Below are 23,291 nucleotides of genomic sequence, written 5' to 3' on the forward strand. Positions count from 1 at the left end.
AGAGAGTTCCGGCAGCTGAAAAGGAACAGGAATGGCTGATTGAAACAAAACTCTGAGCAGCACATCGGAACCGGTTACCGGGTGATGATGTGACAGGAGCTCCTGTTACAGAGCTAAAGTATAAGCAGGGATCCTGCCGTACTTGATGAGTTCAATATGGCGACATATTGAAAAACTGGAGTGGCACCGCGAAAACCAAAACCGCCTCCAAGACGATTGTCTTGGAGGTGGTTTTTTTTTTATTTCTGAATAAAAAGGTGGAGCGGGGAGGAAAAGAAAATGGCTAACTGGAGAACGCCATTTATCATGTTGATGGCCATCGGAATAGCAAATATAGGGGCATGGATTTATTTAATAGCAATGAACTTGCTGGTGTTGGATATGACGGGAGGGTCGGCTCTGGCAGTGGCCGGCCTTTACCTGATGCAGCCAGCCGCTGCATTGCTTACGAATGTTTGGGGAGGAACCTTAATCGATCGGATGAATAAGCGGTCACTGCTCATCGCACTGGATATTTTGCGGGCGGTATTGATCGGGGTATTGCCTTTTTTCCATTCGCTGCCCTTTATTTACTTTTTTGTCTTTCTGATTGGAATGGGAAGTGCCATTTTTCAGCCGGCTTCCATGACCTATATCACGATGCTGCTGAATCCTGAACAACGTAAGAGGTTCAATTCCTTTAGAAGCCTAATTGATTCAGGAGCTTTTCTCGTAGGGCCTGCAGCAGCCGGCTTGCTGTTTTTGATTGGAACACCAAGCTTTGCGCTCTATATCAATGCAGCGGCTTTACTAATTTCAGCTGTACTGATCCTGCTGCTGCCAAACTTGGAGAAGGAGCTCCCTGTCACGAACAGTTTTTCTGTTCGCTTGTTGCTAAAAGACTGGAAGCTTGTTAAAGAATTCAGCATGAGTAACATTGACGTTATGGGAATGTATTTGCTGTTCAGCAGTTTTCTCGTATTTACAGCGGCACTTGATTCACTGGAAGCCGCTTTCTCGATTACGGTTCTAGGCCTGTCACAACAGCAATATGGACTTTTAGTCAGCCTGGCAGGGGCCGGAATTATTGCCGGTTCAATCATTATTTCGGCAGGAGCGAATCGGTTTTCAGTCTCTTTTCTGATGGCTGGCGGTGCGGTATTCACTTCTGTCGGTTACATCATATATGCACTTTCCACCAGCTTTGAAGGAGCGGCGTTTGGCTTTCTGGTGCTGGCGTTTTCTCTCGCTTTTGCCAATACCGGATTCCAGACCTATATCCAGGACCATGTCCCAGTTGGAATGATGGGCAGAGTAGTCAGCCTGTATGGATTGGTGGAAGCGATATTCCTAATTGTAATAATAGTGGCGGCTGGAATGGTAGCAGAACTTTTTTCCATAAGACCAGTAATTTTGATCGGATCCTTATGCATGCTATTAATTGGTGGGCTGATCCTCTATTTGTTTTTGAGCAGAAGGCGGGAAAGCATCCACACTGAAGCGAAAGATCCGGCATTATGACACCTATGTCTTTATTCCATCATAGAAATGCTTACATGGCTGGCCCGGTTGACCATCTTGCTTGAATCAGAAAACAAATTCAAGATACTTCTCCTAGAGTAGAATGTTATGGTGCAGGACGCGTGGTATTTAAGCTTTCCCAGGATACGGAGCGCAAGCCCGCGGAAAGCGTCCGCCTTGAAGCGGAGGATCCGGTACATAGTCTATGACACCTATGTCTTTATTCCATTATAGAAATAATTATTTTTTATCCTACAACTTTAAAGCTCGTTCCTTTTAGAAAGGAACGAGCTTTTTCAGCTATAAACGCTTATACGACATTGCCTCGCGCATATCCTGAAGGGCTTTTTTGCCTTCATTGCCGCGGGCGATCATCAGATTGGTGTAGAGGGCATCAATTAAACTCAATTGGGCAATACGGGAGGACAGAGCTTCAGAACGGAAATCAGTTTCTTCCGAAAGAGTATAGAGGGCAATGTCCGCTTCTTTGGACAAAGGCGATTTGGCGAAATTGGTGACACAGATGATGGTGACGCCTTTTTCCTTCAGAACCCGCAAGACATCCAGCACATCCGTAGTGGAGCCGGAATGGGAAATGACAATCGCTACATCATCCGATTGAAGTTGGGAAGCCGCCATCAGCTGCATATGGGAATCCAAATTCATGGATACTTGAAGGCCCAAGCGGACAAATTTATGGTAACCGTCCATAGCGACCATGGCAGAGCCGCCATTGCCATAGAAATCGATTTTTCGGGCTTTCATCAAGCAGTCAGTCGCTTGTTCCATCGCTATCGCATCAACAATCTGGAGCGTATCTTCCAATGTCTTGATGTTGGAGCGGAATACTTTCTCAGTAACGGCACTGATGCTGTCGCCTTCTTCAATTTTTTCGTGAATGTCTTTTAAAGGAGCCACCACTTCTGCGGCAAGCGATATCTTAAATGCCTGGAATCCTTTAAAGCCGATTCGTTGGCAAAAGCGGAAAATGGTGGATTCAGCCAGTCCCAATTCATCGGCGATCTGGTTAATAGTCAAATGGATGATGTTCTTTGGGTCGTTCAATACATAATCTGCAATCTTTTTTTCTTTCTCACTAAAAAGGCGGTAACTACCGCGTATGGCAGCCAGCGCAAATTGCTGTTCTTTCATGATCCGCGCCTCGTTTCTCTGGAAGTATTTTTGTTAATTATACAATAACATGTTGCGTACGGAAAAATATTTGATACAATGAATTCATTAAGGAAAAAAATTCTTTTATTTCAAAGGAGGATTCCGCAATGGAAATCGGAATTATTGGCTTAGGCAAGATGGGGTTGAACCTTGCATTAAATTTAAGCGATCACGGCCATCAAGTTGTCGGATATGACAGTTACGCAGCAATTGAAGAAAGCGGTTTCAAAAAAGTTTCTTCTATAGAAGAAATGGTGAAAGAACTGAAAGCACCTCGTACGCTTTGGCTAATGGTGCCAGCCGGTGAAATTACAGAATCGGTCATCGAGCAGTTGATTCCTTTGCTTGAAGAAGGAGATTCAATTATCGATGGCGGGAACTCGAACTACAAAGATACGGTGCGACGCGCTGAAACTTTGAAAAACCACGGCATCTACTTTTTTGATTGCGGGACGAGCGGCGGAACAGAAGGAGCGCGTCATGGTATTTGTGCAATGATCGGCGGCGATGCAGAAAAATTCAAATCCATTGAACCGCTATTGCAGGATATTTCTGTAGAAGACGGCTATTTGTATACAGGAGAAGCAGGAAGCGGACATTTCCTGAAAATGATCCATAACGGCATTGAATACGGCATGATGCAATCCATCGCAGAAGGCTTCGACATCCTGAACAAAAGCCCATTTGATTTTGATTACGAAAAAGTGGCTGGCGTTTGGAACAACGGCTCGATCATCAGCTCTTACTTAATGGAAGTGACAAAGAGCGCATTTTCAAAAGATGCTAAATTGGAAAGCATCAAAGGTGTGATGAATTCGTCAGGCGAAGGGAAATGGACAGTGGAAACCGCGCTTGACTTGAATGTTCCGGCACCGGTGATTACATTGTCGCTGATGATGCGCTACCGCTCATTGGAAGAGGATACCTTTGCAGGGAAAGTCGTGGCAGCTCAGCGCAATGAGTTCGGCGGTCACGCAGTAGAGAAAAAATAAAGAAAGTCATTCTTTTATCGCAAAACCGCTGAATGATAGGGAGACTTTATGCTGGCGCATGCAGGGGATGGGCGTCAGCAAAGCTCAGAGCGGAGCAAAAGCTGATTTTTTACTTCAACTTAAGCAGTTGAAGTTACATATTGAGGGGGAGAAAATATGTCGGGTTCAACGTTGATTATGGTCGCACTTGCAGGTATATTCTTATTGTTGTTTTTGGTTATTCGCACTAAATTGCATGCGTTCGTCGCATTATTGCTGGTCAGTTTGCTAGTGGGCATCGCTGCGGGCATGCCGCTGAATGAAGTGATTACCTCGATTCAAAATGGGATGGGCGGAACACTGGGCTTTGTAGCTGTAGTGGTCGGTCTAGGTGCCATGTTCGGTAAAATGCTGGAAGTATCGGGTGGAGCAGAACGTCTGGCCGCTACGATGATCAGCAAATTCGGTGAAGACAAGGCGCAATGGGCGTTGGGTGTAACCGGCTTTATTGTTGCGATTCCGGTATTTTTTGATGTCGGCTTTATTATCTTGGTGCCGATCGTCTACGGTTTGGCAAGAAAGACAGGAAAGTCGCTATTGCATTACGGGATTCCGCTGTTAGCGGGTCTTGCCGTTACACATAGTTTCATCCCGCCTACTCCGGGACCGATTGCCGTTGCTGAATTGGTCGGAGCAGAACTTGGATGGGTTATCTTGTTCGGGGTGCTTGCAGGAATTCCAGCCATGATTTTGGCAGGACCTGTGTTCGGACGTTTCATCGGCAATAAAATTCATGTCGCCATTCCGGATTATATGGAACTTGAACAAAAGGAATACGATAAGGATCTGCCGAGCTTCGGTATGATTACTTCGTTGATCCTGATTCCGTTAGTCTTGATTTTATTGAATACGCTATCAGGTGTCTTGCTGGATGAAGGCAATACAGTGCGTGAAATCCTGACATTCCTTGGTCACCCATTCGTGGCATTGACGATTGCTACATTGCTGACTTTCTATCTATTGGGTACCAAGCGCGGCTATTCAAGACAGGAAGTACAGGATATTGCGACTAAAGCGCTTGAACCTGCCGGGATCATCATCCTGGTAACAGGAGCAGGCGGTGTTTTCAAACAAGTGCTGATCGACTCTGGGGTCGGTGATGTACTGGGTGAAATGATGGGCGATTCGGCTTTGCCGCCTATCGTTCTGGCGTTCTTGATTGCTACAGCTGTGCGTGTGGCTCAGGGTTCTGCAACCGTTGCGATGGTAACGGCAGCCGGCTTGATCACACCGCTTCTTGAAATGGTCGGCATGACCGGACCGGCTTTGGGCTTGATCGTTATCGCCATCGCTTCAGGTGCGACTGTCCTGTCCCACGTCAACGACTCGGGCTTCTGGCTTGTTAACCGTTACTTCGGCATGGATGTCAAGGACACCTTAAAGTCCTGGACAGTCATGGAAACCATTATCGGTCTTACCGGTTTCGTGGTAGTGTTGATCATAAGCTTTTTTATCTAACGAAACTCGAAAAGAAAAAGGGAGCACTTCCTTTTTCTTTTTCTTGTATATAGAGGAGGGCCCTTATGCCTGAACAGTCATATTATCTTGGAGTGGACATCGGTACCACATCCACCAAAGCAGTGTTATTCAATAAATCCGGTAAAGTCATAGAAGCCGATACCGTCTTTTATGCATTGGAGACGCCAAGTCCGCTGATAGCGGAGCAAGATCCGGAGGAAATTTTCCGTGCCGTCTTGACCGCTGTCCGCAAAACCATCCACCAAAGCGATATTGACACGCAGCAGCTAAAACTGGTGTCTTTCAGTTCAGCGATGCACAGCCTCATTGCGGTGGATGCTTCCGGTAACCTGTTGACACAAAGCATTACCTGGGCCGACACGAGAAGTTCCAAGCATGCTAAGCACATAAAAGAACAGCTGAACGGCCATGAAATCTACTTGCGCACAGGAACGCCCATCCATGCGATGTCACCTTTGGCGAAATTGGTCTGGCTGAAAGATGACCAGCCTGAAGTATGCGAAAAGGCAGCGAAATTCATTGGCATCAAAGAATTTATTTTCCACGAATTATTCGGCGAATATGTCATCGACCATTCGATTGCTTCGGCAACAGGACTCTTCAACCTGAAACAATTGGATTGGGACGAAGAAGCTTTGGCGGTTGCCGGTATTACACCTGAGCAGCTGTCACGGCCGGTGCCGACGACGCAGCAGCTGACTGGTCTTGTTCCGGAACATGCGCTGTTCATGGGCATCCCTGAAAACACCCCTTTTATCATTGGCGCCAGTGACGGCGTATTGGCGAACTTGGGGGTCGACGCGATTGAACCTGGCGTTTTAGCAGTAACAATCGGCACAAGCGGTGCTATCCGTACCGTCATTACTGAACCGAAAACGGATCCGAAAGGGCGGACGTTCTGCTACGCGTTGACTGAAAACCATTGGGTTGTCGGCGGACCTGTCAACAATGGCGGCATTGTCCTGCGCTGGCTGCGGGACGAGTTTGCTTCCTCAGAAGTGGAAACAGCGAAGCGCCTTGGCATTGATTCGTATGACGTGCTGACAAAAATCGCCGAAACGGTCAATCCGGGAGCGGACGGCTTGTTGTTCCACCCTTATTTGACGGGGGAACGGGCACCGCTTTGGGATGCCAATGCACGCGGGTCATTTTTCGGGCTCAGCATTCATCATAAAAAGCAGCACATGATTCGCTCAGTTTTGGAAGGCATCGTCTTCAATTTGTATACGGTGCTGCTGGCGGTCGAGGAATTGACCGGCGAACCGACACGCATCCAGGCTTCGGGCGGCTTTGCCCGTTCGGGACTGTGGCGCCAGCTGCTGGCAGATGTCTTCGATAAACCGGTGGTTATTCCGGAAAGCTTCGAAAGCTCCTGCCTCGGCGCTGTCGTTCTCGGCATGTACGCAACGGGAGAAATCGAGGATTTTAGCATTGTTTCCGAAATGATCGGCCAGACACATACACATGAACCTGAAGAAACGGCAGCCGGTGTTTACCGCGAACTGTTGCCGATCTATATCCGCCTATCACGCCTTTTGACAGAAGAATACGAGAGCATCTCAAACTTCCAACGGAAGCATTTGGGGTAAAGTGAAGCACTCGAGACCAGAAAGCTGGTCTCGAGTGCTTTTTTGTGTTGATTTCTTGGGAATATTTTCTTTCTTTATTCGAATAAAATCTGTTACTTGCTTTAAGCAGGATTTACAGTCGCTCAACAAAATTTACGGACGTTCAAGAAAAAATACGGTCGCTCAGCAAAATTTATAGTCGCTCAGAAAAAAATACAGTCGCTCAGTGTTTTCGCGTCAGAATAAATAAAACAGTCAGAAAACGAATGAAAAATATCTATAATTTTCCAATCTCACATGATACGATAAAGAGAAACTTCAATCAGTGGGGCATCCCCACGGATTGTTAGTTGATCCAATCGAGCTTTTATGGTCAGTGGATCTCCCACTTGCAGAGCGGGAGTAATACTGACCGTTAAAGCGGGATAAAAGTAGGAATGAATCATTCAACATCAAGGGGGATGTACGGATGGAATTCGACGCAATTGTGGTAGGGGCAGGCCTTGCAGGGCTGGTGGCGGCAGCGGAAATCGCTGACGCGGGCAAAAAAGTGTTGTTGTTGGACCAGGAACCGGAAGCGTCTTTCGGCGGACAGGCGTGGTGGTCATTCGGCGGGTTGTTTCTGATCGATTCGCCCGAACAGCGACGGATGGGCATTAACGACTCAAAGGAATTGGCTTGGCAGGACTGGCTTGGGGCAGCCGGTTTTGATCGAGAACAAGACGAGGATCATTGGGGCAAAAAATGGGCGGAAGCTTATGTGGATTTTGCGGCGAATGAAAAGCGGACATGGCTTGCCGGCATGGGCGTCAAGTTCTTTCCAGTCGTCGGCTGGGCGGAGCGCGGCGGTTACTTGGCGGAAGGGCATGGCAATTCGGTGCCGCGCTTTCATATTGTCTGGGGAACAGGTCCGGGCATTGTGGCGCCGTTTGAACGGCGGGTCCGTGAACACATAAAAAATGGGCTTGTTGATTATCGGCCAAGGCATCAGGTGGATGAACTGCTGACTGACGGAGAAATTGTGACGGGTGTATCCGGGTCCTTACTGGAACCGAGTGATGCCAAGCGAGGGGAAGCCAGTTCACGGCAAGTTGTCGCCAAATTTCGGTGCGAAGCAAAGGCCGTCGTAGTGACGAGCGGCGGCATCGGCGGCAATCATGAGTTGATCAGAAAAAATTGGCCGAGCCGTTTAGGGAAAGCCCCGGAAACCATGCTGTCCGGCGTACCGGCGCATGTCGATGGCAGAATGCTTGCCATTACGGAAAAAGCAGGCGGGCGAATCGTTAACCGCGACCGGATGTGGCATTACACCGAAGGCATCAAGAATTGGAATCCGGTCTGGAGCAAACACGGCATACGCATTTTGCCGGGACCTTCTTCGATGTGGTTTGACGCCACCGGCAACCGTTTTCCAGCACCTAATTTTCCAGGATTCGACACACTCGGAACGCTCGAGACCATCCAAAAAACGGGCTACAGCTATTCCTGGTTTATTTTGACGCAGAAAATCATCGAGAAGGAGTTTGCGCTGTCTGGTTCCGAGCAAAATCCGGATTTGACCGGCAAGAGCATTCCGCAAGTATTATCACGTGTCCGCGCTGGAGCGACGGCGCCTGTGCAGGCGTTTATGGACAAGGGAGAAGATTTTATCGTAGCGGAGACATTGGAGGAATTGGTGGAAGGCATGAACAGGCTGACCGGGGAACCGCTGGTGGACTTTGGACGGATCAAACAGCAAATCGAATCGCGCGACCGGCAGCTCGACAATGCCTTCTCAAAAGATCTGCAGATTACAGCCATGCGCGGTGCCCGGAATTACCGGGGCGACCGGCTGATCCGGGTAGCGGCACCGCATAAACTAATGGACCGGAAAAAAGGGCCGCTCATTGCGGTTCGTTTGAACATCGTCAGCCGTAAAACTTTGGGCGGCCTGCAGACGGATCTATCTGCAAGGGTGTTGAATGACAGGGGACAACCCGTTCCCGGTTTATATGCCGCAGGAGAAGTGGCTGGCTTTGGGGGTGGTGGTGTCCATGGCTACCGGTCGCTCGAAGGGACGTTTCTCGGAGGCTGTCTGTTTTCCGGAAGAATAGCGGGAAGGGCGATAGCAGCCGAAGGAGGTGCCGGAAATGATGTTTGAAGACGCAGGCTGGCGTTTCGCCCTTTTTTTGCTAGGGGCTGGATCCAGTATCTATTTGGTGAACATACTCTTAAGAAAAATTTTTGGTGTGGAAAGAAAGGAATTTTTTTCAGATAACCGTGTAAATGAAACGCATAAAAAATGGGACAGAATCGTGAATGGCTTATCCGCTGTCATTGTGTTTGTCACGTCGTTTGCGGTTTATGAATATGGTCCAGCCGCCAGCCTGTATTTATTGCTGATTACTGCAGCTGTAGGACTTGTACAGGTATTGGTTCGCGCAGGATTCGAAAAAAAGTACGCGGACAACACGAATGAGTATCTGTATACGCTCTTTGAATCCTTGACGGGAACGGTTATTATTGTCACTTTTGGCGTGAGTTTATTTCCGGAAATGCTCGGCTATATGTTCAACATATAAATCTTGAGGGGGAATAAGAAATGGGCGATATTATTGCAGCACTTGCTTTGCTTTTCCCTGTTTTTATCGTGGCTATGGCAGTGAGATGGGTGCGGATGATTCGTATTAATTCAGAAAAGCAAATCCAGCAAAATAAAGAAATCATCAGCTTGCTGAAAGAGAACAAGGAGAGAGGAAGCCAGTGAATATATCAAAAGATGCGTTGATTCGGCCATACCGTGAAGATGATTTTCCTGCTATCCAACAATTGAATAGGCAGGAACAATGGAATAACCTTGTCGCAAAAGAGCAGGATACAAAACAGGCCTGGGCCAATTCAACAATTGCAGTCGTAGCGGAAATGGATGGGCAAGTGGCCGGTTATTTGCGTGGGCTGACAGACGGCTTTATTTCCCTGTATATTTGCGAATTGCTGATCAACCAGCACTATAGGCAAACAGGTCTTGGAAAACAACTCATGCACCATGTTCACAGTCTCTACCCGAAAACCCGCATAGAATTATTAGCCAGCAGTACTTCCCGCACCTTTTACGAAGCACAAGGGTACCGGTCTTTTTATGGTTTCCGCAAAACAATAGAAGAATAAAACAACTCGGTTATGAGCTGTTTCACGTGGAACGTTTTAACATAAGGGAGCGATGAACAAATGAGGGGCGAACAAGTACATATCAGGTTTTTGCGTGCCGAGGATGCAGCAGAAAAGCTGAGACTGGAAGTAGAGAACCGCGCTTTTTTTGAAGCATACTCAATGACCCGCTACAGCGACTTCTATACATTACCGATACAGCAGGAGCTGATTGAGATTTATGCAGAACAAAAGGAAAACGATCAGGCATACAGCTTCGGAATATTCGAAAACGAAACAAATATATTGGTGGGGACGATCAGTTTAGTTCAAGTGATGAGAGGTCCGTTGCAAAACGCGGTCTTAGGATATGCGATGGATAAGAACTATAACAATAAAGGCTACACGACAGAAGCAGTCAAACTGATCGTTGCTTATGGTTTTCAAAAGTTGGCTTTACATCGTATTGAGGCTGGGGTTATGCCGGGAAATGATGCGTCTATTCGCGTTTTGGAAAAGGCTGGCTTCCATAAGGAAGGACTTGCAGTGAAAAATGTTCAGATTAACGGCGAATGGCGGGATCATCAAGTACTTGCCCGCATCAATCCGAGAGATTGTTGAAAAGAGATGTCAAGAAAGGGGCTGTTTGCATGTATATTCAGTCTGACAGGCTCGAGTTTCGTTCTTACACAGATGAGGATTTCCATTTTTTGTGGTCGTTATTGGCGGATTCCGAAGTGGTCCGCTATATCGGCAAAGGGCAGACTAGAGACAGAAGTGAAGCGCTGGAATTTCTTTATTGGATTTATCGTTCTTATAAGGAAAATCCGCAAGGCGGTCTCCGCTTGCTCATTCGTAAAGAGGATGGCAGGCGAATTGGACATGCCGGACTGGTGTACCAAAACATTGAAGGCATTGATGAGCTGGAAGTCGGCTATTGGATTGCCAAAGAATTTTGGGGACAAGGTTACGCTAAAGAGGCAGCCGTGGCTTTACGCGATTATGGACTGCATCAGCTGGATCGACAAAGATTGATTTCGCTGATTCAACCTGGCAATAAAGCTTCGCAAAAAGTAGCGCAGCATATTGGAATGTCAGTGGAAAAGGAAATTGTGCTGTCGGGGAAAAATGTCTGTGTCTACGCCATTGAAAAGGAGGAGAGCGATGGATTTTCCGATTTTTGAAACCGAGAGACTGCATTTGAATAATGTGGAAGAAGAAGACATGACCGCCTTTTTTGATATCATGTCGCGGGAGGAAGTTATTTCTTATTACGGCATGGATGCTTTGGTTCATCCGGAAGAGGCGGTGGAAATCATCCGTTCGTTTCATACGAACTTCAACTTTAAACGAGGTATGCGCTGGGCAATTCGGTCTAAAGAAACAAACGAATTTATTGGCACAATCGGACTGAATAATTTGAACCTGAGAGCGAAAAAAGCGGAGATCGGCTATGAGCTGCATCCCGATTATTGGCGTCAAGGCTTAATGCAGGAAGCTATAATTGCAGTTTTGCGGTATGCTTTTGCAGAACTTGACCTGTACCGGATTGGAGCGGTAACGTTTCCAGAAAACACTTCATCAAATCAGCTGTTGGAAAAGCTGGGCTTTACACTGGAAGGGCGCCTGCGCGGATATTTGTACCAACGGAATCACTCTTATGATGCGTTCGTATTCTCTTTATTAAAGACGGAATGGCCGGAGTGGGATAGGGCAACGGCCAATTCCAAAGAGGAGGGAGAAGCTTGATAGTCGAAGCGCTCATTCTTTGTTTGGGTTTTATAGTGGTTAATTTTTTTGTGGGGCGGTACATAAGGCGGCGCTGGGAAATCACGAAGCGCAAGGAATGGCTGTATTGGCCACTGAACCGGACTCATGCTTTAATCGAAGCATTTCTGATGATCAGTTTTCTTATTGGAGCAGTCGTTTTAGGAAACCGGTTGATGGGAACCATCAATTGGGTCTATTATCTCTTTTTCTTTTTTGTGGTCGTTTCAGTGAGCCGAGCATTTATGGAATGGAAATACGCCAAAAGCGACAATATGTGGATCAGCCAATTGACAGAAGCAAGTATTGCAGCCCTGCTGCTGCTAAGCTTTTTTTTCCCGCTTTAACGGAGTATAGCCCTTCATCCGCAGTAGATTTTATGGGAGTTTAGCCTGTAAAGGAACTTTTCTTCTGATGATATTAGCACGTCTGAAAAAAGGAAGGATTAAGTGCACCCCTAGAGGGGAATAGCATCAGCAACCAAACTATGCACTACCTAAAGGAGAAGCGGCTATGAAAAGGGAAAAAACGATTGAAGCGGAAATCAGCGGCTATATTTCCGGACTATTGCGCGCTCATTTTGGAAAAGGGCCAACATCAGTGTATGTAGCAGTCCGCGAACCATTTATTGTGATTCATTTGCGTGAATTTTTGTCGCCTACTGAAAAAGTGTTGATGAAGCAAAACGAAACGGTACGAGTGCAAGTCATCAGGGATTTGCTGATGAATGATCTAAATGAGCAGATTAAACTGGATCTGTTAAAGTCTCTGGAACTTGATGTCAAAGAAATTTATGCAGATTGGAACCTGGATAATAAAACTGGGTTGTTGACTCTGGTGCTCAATGAAAAGGCCGTAGAAAAAGCCAGTGAATGGCCGAAGGGCATAGATAAAAAGGCATTTTATGAGGAAGTGGACGAGGCCAGCAGAAAAGCCCAAAAAGAACCTGAAAAAACCGAAGTATTCTGGCTGAATGAGCGGACGGTACTGATTCAAAGAAAAGGGATTTTGATCGAACTTGAAAAAGAGTTGGTCAAAAATAATTTTTCAGAAGAACTCAAATTGGCCAAACGTCCGCTGGAGTCAAAGCTCATTTATAGCTCCTCACTCGAGATGATTATGAAACGTAGAATAAACGAGGCATTTACCAACTGGGATTTTCATGAGGATATGGGGTATATAGTGTTGCTGATCGAACCGGAACGTTGACATTAACTAGTTAGAACACGAAAGCCGAAAGCTTCTATGTCAGATGCTTTCGGCTTGTTTATTTTTCTGGTATTTCAATCATTTTCTGCATGAGCGGCATTACCTTATTGCGCTCAAGAATCTGCATATCAATCCAGTCCATTTCCTTAGCCAGCAGGTGTTTGATATGCAAGGCAGCAGCTGCATGGTCGGCTGGTGTCATCAGGCTGGAGATTTTCTCGATTTCTGTAAAAACAGTTGGCGGCAAGGAACGGCTTATGGTTTTTAAGCCCAATTGCGCCCGGTGGGGTGCATACCGGTGCAGCAAAACCCGCGCTAAATGCTCCAGCACATGTGACAGCATCTTCACTGCCCAGACACCGTTCCCTCTGGCGCCCGCTTTGCGGTACTGAAATAAAAACCAGGCCACATCGATTACATGCTCGTTGTATTCTTCTTCGCTAAGCTTCAGATTTTGTGATTCGGTAAATTGGTTCAATAGATTTTCGGGATCGTATAGAACTTTAAAGTAATCCTTTGGTGAAAATGATTCCACTGTTACCGTAAACAAGTCGATATGCAGCAAATCATCGAAAACCGCTATGAGTTGAGGGGCAATGATGAAGATATCGTCTTGGAACAACACCGGTCGGTAAGTTTGGAGATGAGTCATGCGTTCAGAAAGAAACAATTCTTCGTGTTCTTGGTTGACCAGGCAATACAAATCGATATCTGAATGTTCATCGTGTTCATTTCTGCCCATGGATCCTTTCAGGAAAACAGCCCGGACATAAGGGCTTTCGATTAAACTGGCTGTTATTTTTTCTGTTGCGACTTCCTGCACAAGCATGGGGAACCCTCCTATGGCTGAGAATGTTTTTTTTACTATAGCACAGAAGGATAAACCTTCCAATTTGAAGAATGAATAGAGATAGGAATTTAAGGAAGGTGAAGAATATGCGTCAAATCATAGCGATGGGCGGCGGCGGTTTCTCAATGGAGCCCGACAATCCCTTATTGGATCAATACATACTGAAGCAAGTTAATAAATCCCAGCCGAAAATCTGCTTTATCCCAACAGCAAGCGGAGATGCCGATAGCTATATTGAAAAGTTCTATGATTTCTTTAACCAACAGGAATGCATTCCAAGTCATTTGTCTTTATTCAAGCCGCCGACACGTGATTTGGAGCGGTTTGTACTGGAGCAGGACATCCTATATGTGGGCGGCGGAAATACCAAAAATCTGTTAGTGCTTTGGAAAGAATGGGGACTGGATGAAATTTTAAAGAAGGCATGGAATCAGGGAATTGTGCTGGCAGGACTCAGTGCAGGCTCGATCTGCTGGTTTGAAGAAGGGGTCACCGATTCATACGGCGACCAACTTGAACCGCTCCAGGCGCTGGGTTTTCTGAAAGGCAGCCATTGTCCGCATTATGACGGAGAAGCTGAACGGAGGCCGGCCTACCGCCAATTTATTGACGAAGGACTCCTGCAGGATGGTATAGCGGCCGATGATGGTGCAGCTATTCACTATGCCGGTCAGGAGATAAAGCGCATTGTCAGTTCCAGACCCACAGCCAAAGCTTACCAAGTTTACAAAGGCGGGGAAAATGAACTGGCGACCGAGTATTTGGGCGAGCGTGAGACATAAAGGAGAATAGAGATGCTGGATATTTTTCCGATACCGATAAACTCTTTACAACAAGAGAGAAGGATTCAGGTTTACTTGCCTCAAAGCTATTCGCTTAGCCAAAAGAACTACCCGGTGCTGTACATGCATGATGGACAAAACGTTTTTCGAAACGATGGTGCGATTGGCGGGATTTCTCTGGAGCTTGAGAGATATTTAGATGAAAAAGACTTGGATGTCATTGTAGTGGCCATCGATCAAAACAGCAGCGTACGGAAAAATGAGTACTGTCCTTGGGAGAATGGTGCATACAGCCAGAAATTTTTAGGAGCGGAAAGTCTTTCTTTTGGAGGCCACGGCAAACAATACCTTGAATTCATTGTTGAAGAGCTTAAACCCTATATTGATGAAAAATACAGAACGATAACAAATCGCACGGCAATGGCCGGAATTTCGATGGGCGGTTTGATTAGCTTGTATGCAGCTTGCCATTACCCGAAGATATTCACTGATCTTATTCTTTTTTCCTCCGCATTTTATGCAAATCAAGAAAAGATAGAGGAATTGGTAAAGAGAACAGACCTCTCTAGCATCAACAGTCTATATATGGATTGCGGCACAGGTGAGGCTGGAATTGGAACGTCTACAAGCAAGGAGTTCCTGGTTTCCAATAACGCGGTTTATGAATTGCTGAGAAATAAGGTGCCTGCAGTAAACTTTAATGTCCTGGAAGGGGAGCAGCATAACTATCGATCTTTCCAGAAAAGGGTTCCAAAGCTTTTTTCTTTTTTGGAAGGGAAGTGACTCGATGAAAATTGAACTGGAAAAAGCAACGGCCATGGATGCAACAGCTATATTGTCCATGCAAAGGTCAGCATTTTTGCCGCTTTTGGAGAAGTACCAGGACATGGATACCAATCCGGCAAATGAAACGGCGGAACGGATTCTTACCAGAATAAACAGCCCTGGATCTTTCTATTATAAAATCTTGAATCAAGGAAAAATGGTGGGTGCCATTCGAGTGAAGTCTGATAAAGATCGCCGGTTTTGGATCAGCCCTTTATTCATCGACCCAGCTTACCAAAGGCTCGGGATAGCAGGGCGGGCGATGCAATTAACTGAACTTTTGCATGCAGAAGCCAAAACGTGGGAGCTGGCGACCATCCTTCAAGAGGAGGCGAATTGCCGGTTCTATGAGAAAATGGGATACAAGGCGACAGGTGCCACCGAACGGTTGAATGACAGAGCCACTTTGGGCTATTTCAGAAAATCAGCAAAGGGCGTGGAATAAATGAAACTGACGGCAGAGCTGTCAAAATTCAAAGTCAAAGAAGGAAAAGCGGAAGTGGTCGACCAATGGATGGCTTTCTTGAATGAGCATATGGATAGTGTACTGCTGACACTCGAAGATGAAAAAATGTTTGTCGAAACGATTTTCAAAGAAGAGATCGAGGGAGCAGCCTATTTGTATTGGTATTCAGTTCAAGGAGAAGGGGGAAGCGAACTGGAAAACTCGGATCATGAAGTAGATAAGAAACATATGGAATTCTGGAATGAATGCATCGATTTCAACTATCCATCAACGGACATGGATGCTCAAGTTGTGATGATACAGAAAAAAATCAGAACTGTAATGACGTAAAAGAAGAATATAACAGAGCAACGCACAACTAAACCAGAGCAGTGACCGCCTTCAGCATATCGAAAATGCTAAAGGTTTTTTTGTGTAGAAAAACTTCTTCTTTTTGTTAGGTTTACTGACATCAAATGATGAATTAGTACTATGTAAGCGCTTGAAAAAAGTATTAATGAAGGGTAATGCTGAAAATAGAGAGATTATTTTAAATTTGATGTTAGGTTTAATTACATTTAGAGTTGACAGCAAATGAGTATCCATCTATATTTAATAAAATAAAAATTTGAATAGTTTGATAACTAAGCGAAAGAAAACAAGCTTTCAAAAAATCAAGAACGGCTGCACCTATTCTATTTGGAAGGGTTGATAAGATGAGCAAACAAAAATTACTACTGATCGGCAACGGGATGGCAGGGATACGGGCCATCGAAGAAATATTGAAGCTAGCTCCAGATAAATTCGATATCACGGTTTTTGGAGATGAGCCATATCCCAACTATAATCGGATTCAATTGTCAAAAGTTTTGCAGGGAGATACGGAAATTGCGGATATTACGCTAAATGATTGGAACTGGTATGAAGAGAATGGAATTTCCCTATACACAGGAGAGTCAGTTACTGGCATCGATACAAAACAGCAAACAATTTCCACTGATAAAGGGCGCAAGATTGCTTACGACAAACTGATTATCGCAACCGGTTCAGTGCCTTTTATGCTGCCGCTTCCGGGAGCAGATAAAGAAGGAGTCACCGCTTTCCGCAATATAAGAGATTGCGAACAAATGATTCAAGCTTCGCAGGAGCATAAAAAAGCGGTGGTTATTGGCGGGGGATTACTCGGATTAGAGGCTGCTCGGGGCTTGTTAAACCTTGGAATGACGGTGGATGTTGTTCATCTTTCTGACACCCTGATGGAACGGCAATTGGACAAAACAGCTGGCAAGATGCTGCAAAAGGAATTGGAAAGCCAAGGCATGAATTTTTTATTGGAAAAGCAGTCAGCTGAAATAATAGGAGAAGAACGGGTTGCCGGCTTGAAATTCGCAGATGGTGAGGAAGTCCAGGCCGATCTGGTCGTCATGGCTGTCGGCATCAAGCCAAATGCAGCACTCGCGAAAGACAGCGGCATTGAAGTTAACAGAGGAATTATCGTCAATGACTATTTGGAAACAAACGTGGCCGGCGTTTATGCTGTCGGTGAGTGTGTTGAGCATCGGGGAGCGGTATATGGACTTGTTGCTCCGTTGTATCAGCAAGGACAGGAAATGGCGAAGCGGATTTGCGGAACAGAAAGTGTGGGCTATCAAGGATCTGTCTTGTCTACTCAACTGAAGGTTTCAGGTGTAGATGTTTTCTCTGCAGGGAAAATCGTTGAGGACGAAGAGACGAAATCAGTGAAAGTATTTGATGATTGGCGAGGCGTCTATCAAAAAGTGTTAATAGATGAGGGAAAAATCACCGGTGCAGTCCTATTCGGAGATACCAAAGATGGCAACCGCTTACTGGGCTTGATCAATAAATCAGCGCCTATTGAAGAGTATATGGATAATGCAGCATCGCAAGAAACAGGAGTCGATCTGGTCGCTTCTATGCCAAACGAAGAAATCATTTGCGGCTGCAACGGTGTAACCAAAGGGGCAATTGTCGATGCCATCAACAGCCAGGGGTTGACGACGGTCGAGCAGGTCAAAGGGTGCACCAGTGCCTCCCGGTCATGTGGAGGATGTACATCGCTTGTTTCCGATTTAGTGGCATGTACGATAGGGGATGCTTTTGAGCAGAATCAAAAAGAGTCGGTATGTTCATGTACGACTTTGTCCAAGGACGAAGTAATCGAAGAAATCAAAGCAAAAGGATTGTCTCATACTAGAGAAGTGATGAACGTTCTCGGATGGACATCAGAAGAAGGCTGTTCGAAATGCCGCCCTGCTTTAAATTACTATTTGGGCATGCTGAATCCCACAGGCTATAAAGATGAAAAAGAATCACGTTACGTTAATGAAAGACTGCGAGCCAACATTCAAAAAGACGGCACCTATAGTGTGGTGCCAAGAATGTACGGAGGGGTAACCAACTCAAAAGACTTGCGGAAAATCGCCGATGTTGCAGATAAATACGAAGTGAAATTAATTAAAGTGACAGGTGGACAGCGAATTGATTTGTTTGGTGTTAAAAAAGACGATTTACCGAGCATCTGGGCAGAATTGGATATGCCTTCAGGAGCCGCATATGCCAAAGGCTTACGTACAGTAAAAACGTGCGTAGGCGCAGACTTTTGCCGATTCGGAACTTCAGATTCCATCGGTTTGGGAACACAATTAGAGAAGAAATTTGAAGGCATGAACGCACCGCATAAAGTGAAAATGAGTGTCTCAGCTTGTCCGAGAAATTGTGCAGAAGGCGCCGTGAAAGATGTAGGGATCATCGGGTTGGACGGCGAATACGAAATATACGTTGGGGGAAATGCCGGAACGCATATGAGACAGGCCGAACTACTGGCTAAAGTGAAAACTGAGAAAGAAGTCTTGGAGACGACGGCCGCATTTTTGCAATATTACCGGGAAACAGCGAATTACTTGGACCGGACATCTGTGTGGGTGGAGCGGATGGGAATCGATCATATTAAAGAAGTTCTCGCGGACGAGCAGACCTTTAAAGAGTTGAACAAACGAATGGATGAAAACATGTCTGTCGTCCAGGATGGCTGGAAAGAAGTATTGGAAGACAAAACAATGGCTAGAGATCTTTATGAGAATGTGAAAATACCTGTAGGGACAAAATGATAAAGGGGGATGGATATGGAGAAATTGATCAGCCGTGTTTTTATAGCGAAAGTTGATGAGCTTCCGAAAAATTTGGGGAAGAGAGTCTATGTAGGCGACGGCAATTTAGAATTGGCCGTCTTCAAGCTGGCTAATGGAGACATACGGGCCATCGAAAACCGCTGTCCGCATAAAGCTGGGGTTTTATCCGAAGGAATGGTAAGCGGAGAATATGTTTTTTGTCCCATGCATGACTGGAAAATCAGCGTGGTGGACGGAAAAGCCCAAGGGCCGGATGTCGGTTGTGTCAAAACTTTCAAAGTGGCAGTGGAAGACGGCGAAGTCTATGTATTGCTCGGGGAAGCTGAAGAAGCATCCCTCCCGTCAGAATGCAGCCATTCTTAAGGAAACAGCGATCAATTTCTAAGGCTGTAAAAAAGGGCAGGCAAATGAGGAAAGGTGGCAATAATATGGTGGGTACAGTCTATTTAGTAGGAGCAGGTCCTGGAGATCCTGAGTTAATCACCGTCAAAGGACTTCGCCTTTTGGAGTCTGCAGACGTCATTTTATACGATCGGCTCGTGAACCGGGAACTGCTCGAACATGCGAAAGAAGATGCGCAGCTTATCTATTGCGGAAAACTTCCTCATTACCATACGATGAAGCAGGAAACCATCAATCATTTTCTGGTGAAGTACGCGAAAAAAGGGTTACAGGTCGTCCGCTTAAAGGGAGGAGATCCGTTTGTTTTTGGGAGAGGCGGAGAAGAGGCGGAGGAATGCGCGAAAAACGGTGTTAATTTTGAAGTGGTGCCGGGCATTACCTCAGGGATAGCTGCTGCTGCTTATGCGGGAATTCCGGTGACTCATAGAACCTTAAGCAAGAGTTTTGCGTTTGTTACAGGGCACCAGGCTGGAGATGTAGAAGCCGAGCACCAATGGGAGCATCTGGCTAAAGCAGTGGACACCATTTGTGTATATATGGGCGTTCAGCAATTGCCGAACATTATCAATCACTTGATCAATAATGGCAAGTCTTCAAAAACACCGATTGCACTTGTGCATTGGGGGACATTAAATGAACAGCGTACAGTGGTGGGTACTTTGGAGACGATTGAAAACCAAGTGAAGGAAGCGGATATTTCCAATCCAAGCATGATCATCATTGGTGAAGTGGTCCAGCTTCATCGAAAGATCAATTGGTTTGACGAAGAAATTGTCCCGCACTTGCCAGTTATGCAGAATTGAGAGGGGGTTCTGCCTGTGAAGGCGATATTATATGTAGGGCATGGCACACGTTCAAAAAAAGGAGCTGCAGAAGCGACAGGATTCTTGGAAAAGATTATCGGACAAAATCCAATTTCCATTCAGGAGATCAGCTTCTTGGAGCTAACTGAACCTTTTATTGAAGAAGGTTTTACCCGATGTGTCGAAAAAGGGGCTACAAAAATCACTGTTGTACCGCTTTTCCTGTTGGCGGCCGGACATATTAAGACCGATATTCCAGAAGCCCTTCTTCCTTTGCAACGACAATACCCGCAAATTCAAGTTACTGTTGCCGATCCATTCGGCGTACAGAAGCGGATATTGGATGCAATTGCGGAAATGGTCAGAGCCGGCCGCGTATGGAGCGGCACAGAAGCACTCTTGGTTGTTGGCAGAGGCAGCAGTGATCCCGCCATACATAAAGCTTTTGGGGAAATAGCTGAAGGTTTAAAGCAGCGGTTAGGGACTGAAACCATCTCCCTTTGTTACCTCGCAGCAACAACTCCAACTTTTCAACAAGGCATAAAAGATATTTCCCGGGAAATAGAGTCGCGTGTCATTGTTATCCCGTATTTATTGTTCGAGGGACTCCTGCTGGATGAAATTGAGCGGGAAGTGGACAAGAGAAAAGGTCAGGGCCAGCAAATTTCACATACAGGTTGCTTGAGCCGTCATCAGGCTATACAAGAAATTATCTTGGAGCGTTCGGCGGAGGATCAAGAAGAAACAGGCGAAAGCGGGCGGGTGTCGATTCCCTGAAGTCTTGCTAAGCTTGTTTTTTTATTGAAAAGTAGTTGAAGAGAATTTCTTGAAAGACAAAGAGTGTTCCAATATCGTGGCTTCTGCTATAGTGGCAATAAGGGCGGTATCGTTGTTGAACTGCACCTCTTAAAGATACTCAACAATCGAATAGTTCTGCCTTGATCTTACATCGACAGGGACGGAGAAAACCTATAGTGAATTTACTGCCCGTCTGTCCAGCGTTGGAACCGATGGGCTTTATTTCGGTTTTCCTCCCAAAAGGAGAGAAAAAAATGAAGAATACGGCATCACTCACCAAAATGAAAGCACAGGATGAAAAAATTGCCATGCTAACAGCCTACGATTACCCGTCAGCGAAGCTGGCCGAACAAGCCGGAGTAGATGTAATCCTGGTAGGGGACTCTCTTGGCATGGTTGTCTTGGGTTATGAATCGACTGTCAAAGTGACGCTCAACGACATGATTCATCACGGCAAAGCAGCCAGGCGCGGAGCTCCCGAGACGTTCCTGGTAGTGGATATGCCATTTGCTTCGTTTCATGGAAGCGCTGAGCGCACTCTCGATAATGCGGTTCGCATCTTTCAGGAAACCGGAGCGGAAGCGCTGAAGCTGGAAGGCGCAGATGAAGTCGTCGACGTGGTGAAATTATTGACACGCACTGGAATTCCGGTTGTCGCCCATCTCGGTCTTCTGCCGCAAATGGCGGGTGTCTTAGGTGGCTATAAGGTGCAAGGAAAGACAGCAGATGCAGCACAGAAGCTGATTGAAGATGCAAAAGCATGTGAAGCGGCAGGAGCCTGCATGCTGGTTCTTGAATGCATTCCCTATCAATTGGCTCAGAAAGTCACAGCGGCACTGACGATTCCGGTAATCGGTATTGGGGCCGGCAGTGAAACAGATGGACAGGTGCTCGTTTACCACGATGTCCTGAAATACGGATCACATCATTTAGCGAAGTTCGTCCGTTCTTACGCAGAAGCGGGAGACATCATGAAACAAGGTTTGAGTCAATACGTTGATGAAGTAAAAGCAGGTGCTTTTCCTGCTGAGGAACACCGCTTTACCATGAAAGAAGAAGAGCTCCAGCTATTGTATGGCGGAAAAGAATAGATAGAAGGAAATCCTGGTATCTTGGAGAAGATGCCGGGGTTTTTTATGGTTCAATTGACGATCTGTATTTTCAACTTTGGTTTATGTGCTTCTGCAGCCAAAGTTTGCGATATTTCGTAAATCACCTTAAAAAAGATTGTTTTCTTCGATTGTTTCTAAAAAGCGTTCGTAAAGATTATGTAAATTGGCGAACGTTCGCAAAGTAGTTTGCTGAATTTACGAACGCTCTTTTTGCCGGTTTTAAGTCCTGTTGGGGTGTTCGTAAAGGTATACTTTTACGAACGGTTTTATTCTACTTAAGTTTGTTTATGGTGTTAAGTAGTAAGAATTTTTGTTAAACTTTAGTTAAGGAATTTTATGGTAGATTCAATTCATAAAATAGAATGATTATTTTTCTAGAACTCCAAAGGAGGAGTAATCGATGCTTAAATTCTTGAAAAGAGTCATTTTTACGAGATGGGAATTGTATCATACAACGGCTAATATAGATCAACACTTTTCTATGTTAGAAGAACTTAGAAACAGTGGAATTGATTTTAAAACAAAGGGTTAAATTTTGGTGGGGGATATGGAGGAGGAAGTGGATTTAGTACTGTTTATCATATATATACAAAAAATTAAAGAGCAATCAAAGTGAGAGAAAAAGCAAATCATATCTTCTCTCACTTTTTCATGTGTAAAAGTGTACTTTTACGATCGCTTGAGAGGGAGTAATTCAATTCAATAGAGTTAATAGTTTTGATCAGCTGTCAGCATACTTAAAAAAATACACTGAACTAAATGTATCTATTAGGTCCATTAATAATGAGAGTTCTAAAAAAATTATTAGAGAAAATTTCTGCTTACAGAAAAATTCATAAGCTAAATCTTAAATCAGAAATGTTGGTCAGTAAATTTTCTCGTGCTGTTAAAACACCTGTGGAAATTATAATAAGAGGGGGATATTATGAAAAGATTATCTTTGGGCTTATTAATTTTTATTTTTGTAGTAAGTTTCTTCGTTGTGCAAAACAACATCGAACTTGCTATGAACGTGACTGGAATAATAGGACTCGTAGGCATCTTGATAGGGGGCTTTTTGAAAACAGGTTTCATTAGCTCTACTGCCCCTGTTATCGGAAATTTGGCCATAATAAAATTAGATGAAACACTCAACTTATCAAACACTATCCTCCTGATTGCTTTGCCTAATTTTATCGGGGCCATCTTGTTGTATTTTTTAAATTAGACTATATATTTTGCGGTTAACTAGTTTACATATCATCACTTTATCGAAAGAGAGGAACTTTGTAA

Annotated in this window: 25 protein-coding genes and 1 other annotated feature (1 of these 26 only partly in view); of the genes, 23 read left to right on the forward strand and 2 right to left on the reverse strand. The window is 45.3% G+C overall.

Annotated elements, in window-relative coordinates:
• Positions 1 to 212, forward strand: a binding site (T-box leader); it begins 42 nt to the left of the window's first position.
• Positions 213 to 279: 67 nt separating this feature from the next.
• A complete protein-coding gene (locus tag FQV26_RS00650) occupies positions 280 to 1,500 on the forward strand; it encodes an MFS transporter (protein WP_146555454.1) in 1,221 nt (406 codons plus the stop codon).
• A gap of 300 nt (positions 1,501 to 1,800) precedes the next feature.
• On the opposite strand, the gene FQV26_RS00655 is transcribed toward FQV26_RS00650, so the two are convergent.
• Positions 1,801 to 2,652, reverse strand: a complete 852-nt coding sequence (locus tag FQV26_RS00655; RefSeq protein WP_146555455.1) for a MurR/RpiR family transcriptional regulator — start codon at positions 2,650 to 2,652, stop codon at positions 1,801 to 1,803.
• Positions 2,653 to 2,780: 128 nt separating this feature from the next.
• Between FQV26_RS00655 and gnd the strand changes: the two genes are divergently transcribed.
• From gnd to FQV26_RS00710, 12 genes are all read left to right on the forward strand, one after another.
• Positions 2,781 to 3,665, forward strand: a complete 885-nt coding sequence (gene gnd, locus FQV26_RS00660) for a phosphogluconate dehydrogenase (NAD(+)-dependent, decarboxylating) (protein ID WP_146555456.1) — start codon at positions 2,781 to 2,783, stop codon at positions 3,663 to 3,665.
• Positions 3,666 to 3,821: 156 nt separating this feature from the next.
• Entirely contained in the window at positions 3,822 to 5,162 is a 1,341-nt protein-coding gene (locus FQV26_RS00665; RefSeq protein ID WP_146555457.1) for a GntT/GntP/DsdX family permease, read from the forward strand.
• A 65-nt stretch (positions 5,163 to 5,227) separates the two neighbouring features.
• Positions 5,228 to 6,772, forward strand: a complete 1,545-nt coding sequence (gene gntK / locus FQV26_RS00670; RefSeq protein WP_146555458.1) for a gluconokinase — start codon at positions 5,228 to 5,230, stop codon at positions 6,770 to 6,772.
• A 448-nt stretch (positions 6,773 to 7,220) separates the two neighbouring features.
• Positions 7,221 to 8,891, forward strand: coding sequence for an FAD-binding dehydrogenase (locus FQV26_RS00675; RefSeq protein WP_146555459.1), 1,671 nt, complete (start codon positions 7,221 to 7,223; stop codon positions 8,889 to 8,891).
• Entirely contained in the window at positions 8,881 to 9,312 is a 432-nt protein-coding gene (locus FQV26_RS00680) for a DUF4181 domain-containing protein (protein ID WP_146555460.1), read from the forward strand. The genes FQV26_RS00675 and FQV26_RS00680 overlap by 11 nt, the downstream gene beginning before the upstream one ends.
• Before the next feature lie 20 nt (positions 9,313 to 9,332).
• Positions 9,333 to 9,497 (forward strand): hypothetical protein, encoded by a 165-nt coding sequence (locus FQV26_RS18655; RefSeq protein ID WP_186759567.1) that lies wholly within the window; start codon positions 9,333 to 9,335, stop codon positions 9,495 to 9,497.
• Positions 9,494 to 9,898, forward strand: coding sequence for a GNAT family N-acetyltransferase (locus FQV26_RS00685; protein WP_146555461.1), 405 nt, complete (start codon positions 9,494 to 9,496; stop codon positions 9,896 to 9,898). Before FQV26_RS18655 ends, FQV26_RS00685 begins: the two co-directional genes overlap by 4 nt.
• 60 nt (positions 9,899 to 9,958) lie before the next feature.
• Positions 9,959 to 10,498 carry a GNAT family N-acetyltransferase gene (locus FQV26_RS00690; protein ID WP_146555462.1) on the forward strand — a complete coding sequence of 180 codons (540 nt, stop codon included), beginning with the start codon at positions 9,959 to 9,961 and terminating at the stop codon, positions 10,496 to 10,498.
• A gap of 29 nt (positions 10,499 to 10,527) precedes the next feature.
• Complete coding sequence (locus tag FQV26_RS00695) at positions 10,528 to 11,061, forward strand: GNAT family N-acetyltransferase (protein ID WP_146555463.1); 534 nt, start codon at positions 10,528 to 10,530, stop codon at positions 11,059 to 11,061.
• The gene (locus FQV26_RS00700; RefSeq protein ID WP_146555464.1) at positions 11,042 to 11,626 is read left to right on the forward strand and encodes a GNAT family N-acetyltransferase; all 585 of its coding nucleotides are present in this window, start codon (positions 11,042 to 11,044) and stop codon (positions 11,624 to 11,626) included. Before FQV26_RS00695 ends, FQV26_RS00700 begins: the two co-directional genes overlap by 20 nt.
• Positions 11,623 to 11,991 carry a DUF4181 domain-containing protein gene (locus FQV26_RS00705; RefSeq protein ID WP_146555465.1) on the forward strand — a complete coding sequence of 123 codons (369 nt, stop codon included), beginning with the start codon at positions 11,623 to 11,625 and terminating at the stop codon, positions 11,989 to 11,991. Before FQV26_RS00700 ends, FQV26_RS00705 begins: the two co-directional genes overlap by 4 nt.
• A gap of 166 nt (positions 11,992 to 12,157) precedes the next feature.
• A complete protein-coding gene (locus tag FQV26_RS00710; protein WP_146555466.1) occupies positions 12,158 to 12,853 on the forward strand; it encodes a Na-translocating system protein MpsC family protein in 696 nt (231 codons plus the stop codon).
• 58 nt (positions 12,854 to 12,911) lie between these two features.
• Here the strand turns inward: FQV26_RS00710 and FQV26_RS00715 are convergent, their stop codons facing one another.
• The gene (locus FQV26_RS00715) at positions 12,912 to 13,682 is read right to left on the reverse strand and encodes a nucleotidyltransferase domain-containing protein (protein ID WP_146555467.1); all 771 of its coding nucleotides are present in this window, start codon (positions 13,680 to 13,682) and stop codon (positions 12,912 to 12,914) included.
• Positions 13,683 to 13,789: 107 nt separating this feature from the next.
• Between FQV26_RS00715 and FQV26_RS00720 the strand changes: the two genes are divergently transcribed.
• From FQV26_RS00720 to FQV26_RS00765, 10 genes are all read left to right on the forward strand, one after another.
• Positions 13,790 to 14,485 (forward strand): Type 1 glutamine amidotransferase-like domain-containing protein, encoded by a 696-nt coding sequence (locus FQV26_RS00720; protein WP_146555468.1) that lies wholly within the window; start codon positions 13,790 to 13,792, stop codon positions 14,483 to 14,485.
• Between the two features lie 12 nt (positions 14,486 to 14,497).
• A complete protein-coding gene (locus FQV26_RS00725) occupies positions 14,498 to 15,268 on the forward strand; it encodes an alpha/beta hydrolase (RefSeq protein ID WP_146555469.1) in 771 nt (256 codons plus the stop codon).
• Positions 15,269 to 15,272: 4 nt separating this feature from the next.
• Positions 15,273 to 15,755 (forward strand): GNAT family N-acetyltransferase, encoded by a 483-nt coding sequence (locus tag FQV26_RS00730; RefSeq protein ID WP_146555470.1) that lies wholly within the window; start codon positions 15,273 to 15,275, stop codon positions 15,753 to 15,755.
• A 6-nt stretch (positions 15,756 to 15,761) separates the two neighbouring features.
• Positions 15,762 to 16,106, forward strand: coding sequence for a DUF6176 family protein (locus FQV26_RS00735; protein WP_146557718.1), 345 nt, complete (start codon positions 15,762 to 15,764; stop codon positions 16,104 to 16,106).
• A gap of 365 nt (positions 16,107 to 16,471) precedes the next feature.
• Positions 16,472 to 18,883 carry a nitrite reductase large subunit NirB gene (gene nirB, locus FQV26_RS00740; protein WP_146555471.1) on the forward strand — a complete coding sequence of 804 codons (2,412 nt, stop codon included), beginning with the start codon at positions 16,472 to 16,474 and terminating at the stop codon, positions 18,881 to 18,883.
• Between the two features lie 9 nt (positions 18,884 to 18,892).
• Positions 18,893 to 19,267: a nitrite reductase small subunit NirD gene (gene nirD, locus FQV26_RS00745; RefSeq protein WP_146555472.1), complete on the forward strand. Its 375-nt coding sequence runs from the start codon at positions 18,893 to 18,895 to the stop codon at positions 19,265 to 19,267.
• Between the two features lie 65 nt (positions 19,268 to 19,332).
• Positions 19,333 to 20,109 carry a uroporphyrinogen-III C-methyltransferase gene (gene cobA / locus FQV26_RS00750; protein ID WP_146555473.1) on the forward strand — a complete coding sequence of 259 codons (777 nt, stop codon included), beginning with the start codon at positions 19,333 to 19,335 and terminating at the stop codon, positions 20,107 to 20,109.
• Positions 20,110 to 20,124: 15 nt separating this feature from the next.
• Positions 20,125 to 20,886, forward strand: coding sequence for a sirohydrochlorin chelatase (locus tag FQV26_RS00755; RefSeq protein ID WP_146555474.1), 762 nt, complete (start codon positions 20,125 to 20,127; stop codon positions 20,884 to 20,886).
• 275 nt (positions 20,887 to 21,161) lie between these two features.
• Positions 21,162 to 21,998 (forward strand): 3-methyl-2-oxobutanoate hydroxymethyltransferase, encoded by an 837-nt coding sequence (gene panB, locus FQV26_RS00760; RefSeq protein ID WP_146555475.1) that lies wholly within the window; start codon positions 21,162 to 21,164, stop codon positions 21,996 to 21,998.
• Between the two features lie 946 nt (positions 21,999 to 22,944).
• The gene (locus FQV26_RS00765) at positions 22,945 to 23,226 is read left to right on the forward strand and encodes a hypothetical protein (protein WP_146555476.1); all 282 of its coding nucleotides are present in this window, start codon (positions 22,945 to 22,947) and stop codon (positions 23,224 to 23,226) included.
• The last annotated feature ends 65 nt before the right edge of the window (positions 23,227 to 23,291 follow it).

It is taken from the genome of Planococcus sp. CPCC 101016, from assembly GCF_007859295.1.
GTDB lineage: Bacteria > Bacillota > Bacilli > Bacillales_A > Planococcaceae > Planococcus.

Excerpts from the sequence above, each read along its gene's own strand:
- FQV26_RS00650 (WP_146555454.1), top strand. The coding sequence starts at position 280 with ATGGCTAACTGGAGAACGCCATTTATCATGTTGATGGCCATCGGAATA.
- FQV26_RS00655 (WP_146555455.1), bottom strand. The coding sequence starts at position 2,652 with ATGAAAGAACAGCAATTTGCGCTGGCTGCCATACGCGGTAGTTACCGC.
- gnd (WP_146555456.1), top strand. The coding sequence starts at position 2,781 with ATGGAAATCGGAATTATTGGCTTAGGCAAGATGGGGTTGAACCTTGCA.
- FQV26_RS00665 (WP_146555457.1), top strand. The coding sequence starts at position 3,822 with ATGTCGGGTTCAACGTTGATTATGGTCGCACTTGCAGGTATATTCTTA.
- gntK (WP_146555458.1), top strand. The coding sequence starts at position 5,228 with ATGCCTGAACAGTCATATTATCTTGGAGTGGACATCGGTACCACATCC.
- FQV26_RS00675 (WP_146555459.1), top strand. The coding sequence starts at position 7,221 with ATGGAATTCGACGCAATTGTGGTAGGGGCAGGCCTTGCAGGGCTGGTG.
- FQV26_RS00680 (WP_146555460.1), top strand. The coding sequence starts at position 8,881 with ATGATGTTTGAAGACGCAGGCTGGCGTTTCGCCCTTTTTTTGCTAGGG.
- FQV26_RS18655 (WP_186759567.1), top strand. The coding sequence starts at position 9,333 with ATGGGCGATATTATTGCAGCACTTGCTTTGCTTTTCCCTGTTTTTATC.
- FQV26_RS00690 (WP_146555462.1), top strand. The coding sequence starts at position 9,959 with ATGAGGGGCGAACAAGTACATATCAGGTTTTTGCGTGCCGAGGATGCA.
- FQV26_RS00695 (WP_146555463.1), top strand. The coding sequence starts at position 10,528 with ATGTATATTCAGTCTGACAGGCTCGAGTTTCGTTCTTACACAGATGAG.
- FQV26_RS00700 (WP_146555464.1), top strand. The coding sequence starts at position 11,042 with ATGGATTTTCCGATTTTTGAAACCGAGAGACTGCATTTGAATAATGTG.
- FQV26_RS00710 (WP_146555466.1), top strand. The coding sequence starts at position 12,158 with ATGAAAAGGGAAAAAACGATTGAAGCGGAAATCAGCGGCTATATTTCC.
- FQV26_RS00715 (WP_146555467.1), bottom strand. The coding sequence starts at position 13,682 with ATGCTTGTGCAGGAAGTCGCAACAGAAAAAATAACAGCCAGTTTAATC.
- FQV26_RS00720 (WP_146555468.1), top strand. The coding sequence starts at position 13,790 with ATGCGTCAAATCATAGCGATGGGCGGCGGCGGTTTCTCAATGGAGCCC.
- FQV26_RS00725 (WP_146555469.1), top strand. The coding sequence starts at position 14,498 with ATGCTGGATATTTTTCCGATACCGATAAACTCTTTACAACAAGAGAGA.
- FQV26_RS00730 (WP_146555470.1), top strand. The coding sequence starts at position 15,273 with ATGAAAATTGAACTGGAAAAAGCAACGGCCATGGATGCAACAGCTATA.
- nirB (WP_146555471.1), top strand. The coding sequence starts at position 16,472 with ATGAGCAAACAAAAATTACTACTGATCGGCAACGGGATGGCAGGGATA.
- nirD (WP_146555472.1), top strand. The coding sequence starts at position 18,893 with ATGGATATGGAGAAATTGATCAGCCGTGTTTTTATAGCGAAAGTTGAT.
- cobA (WP_146555473.1), top strand. The coding sequence starts at position 19,333 with ATGGTGGGTACAGTCTATTTAGTAGGAGCAGGTCCTGGAGATCCTGAG.
- panB (WP_146555475.1), top strand. The coding sequence starts at position 21,162 with ATGAAGAATACGGCATCACTCACCAAAATGAAAGCACAGGATGAAAAA.
- FQV26_RS00765 (WP_146555476.1), top strand. The coding sequence starts at position 22,945 with ATGAAAAGATTATCTTTGGGCTTATTAATTTTTATTTTTGTAGTAAGT.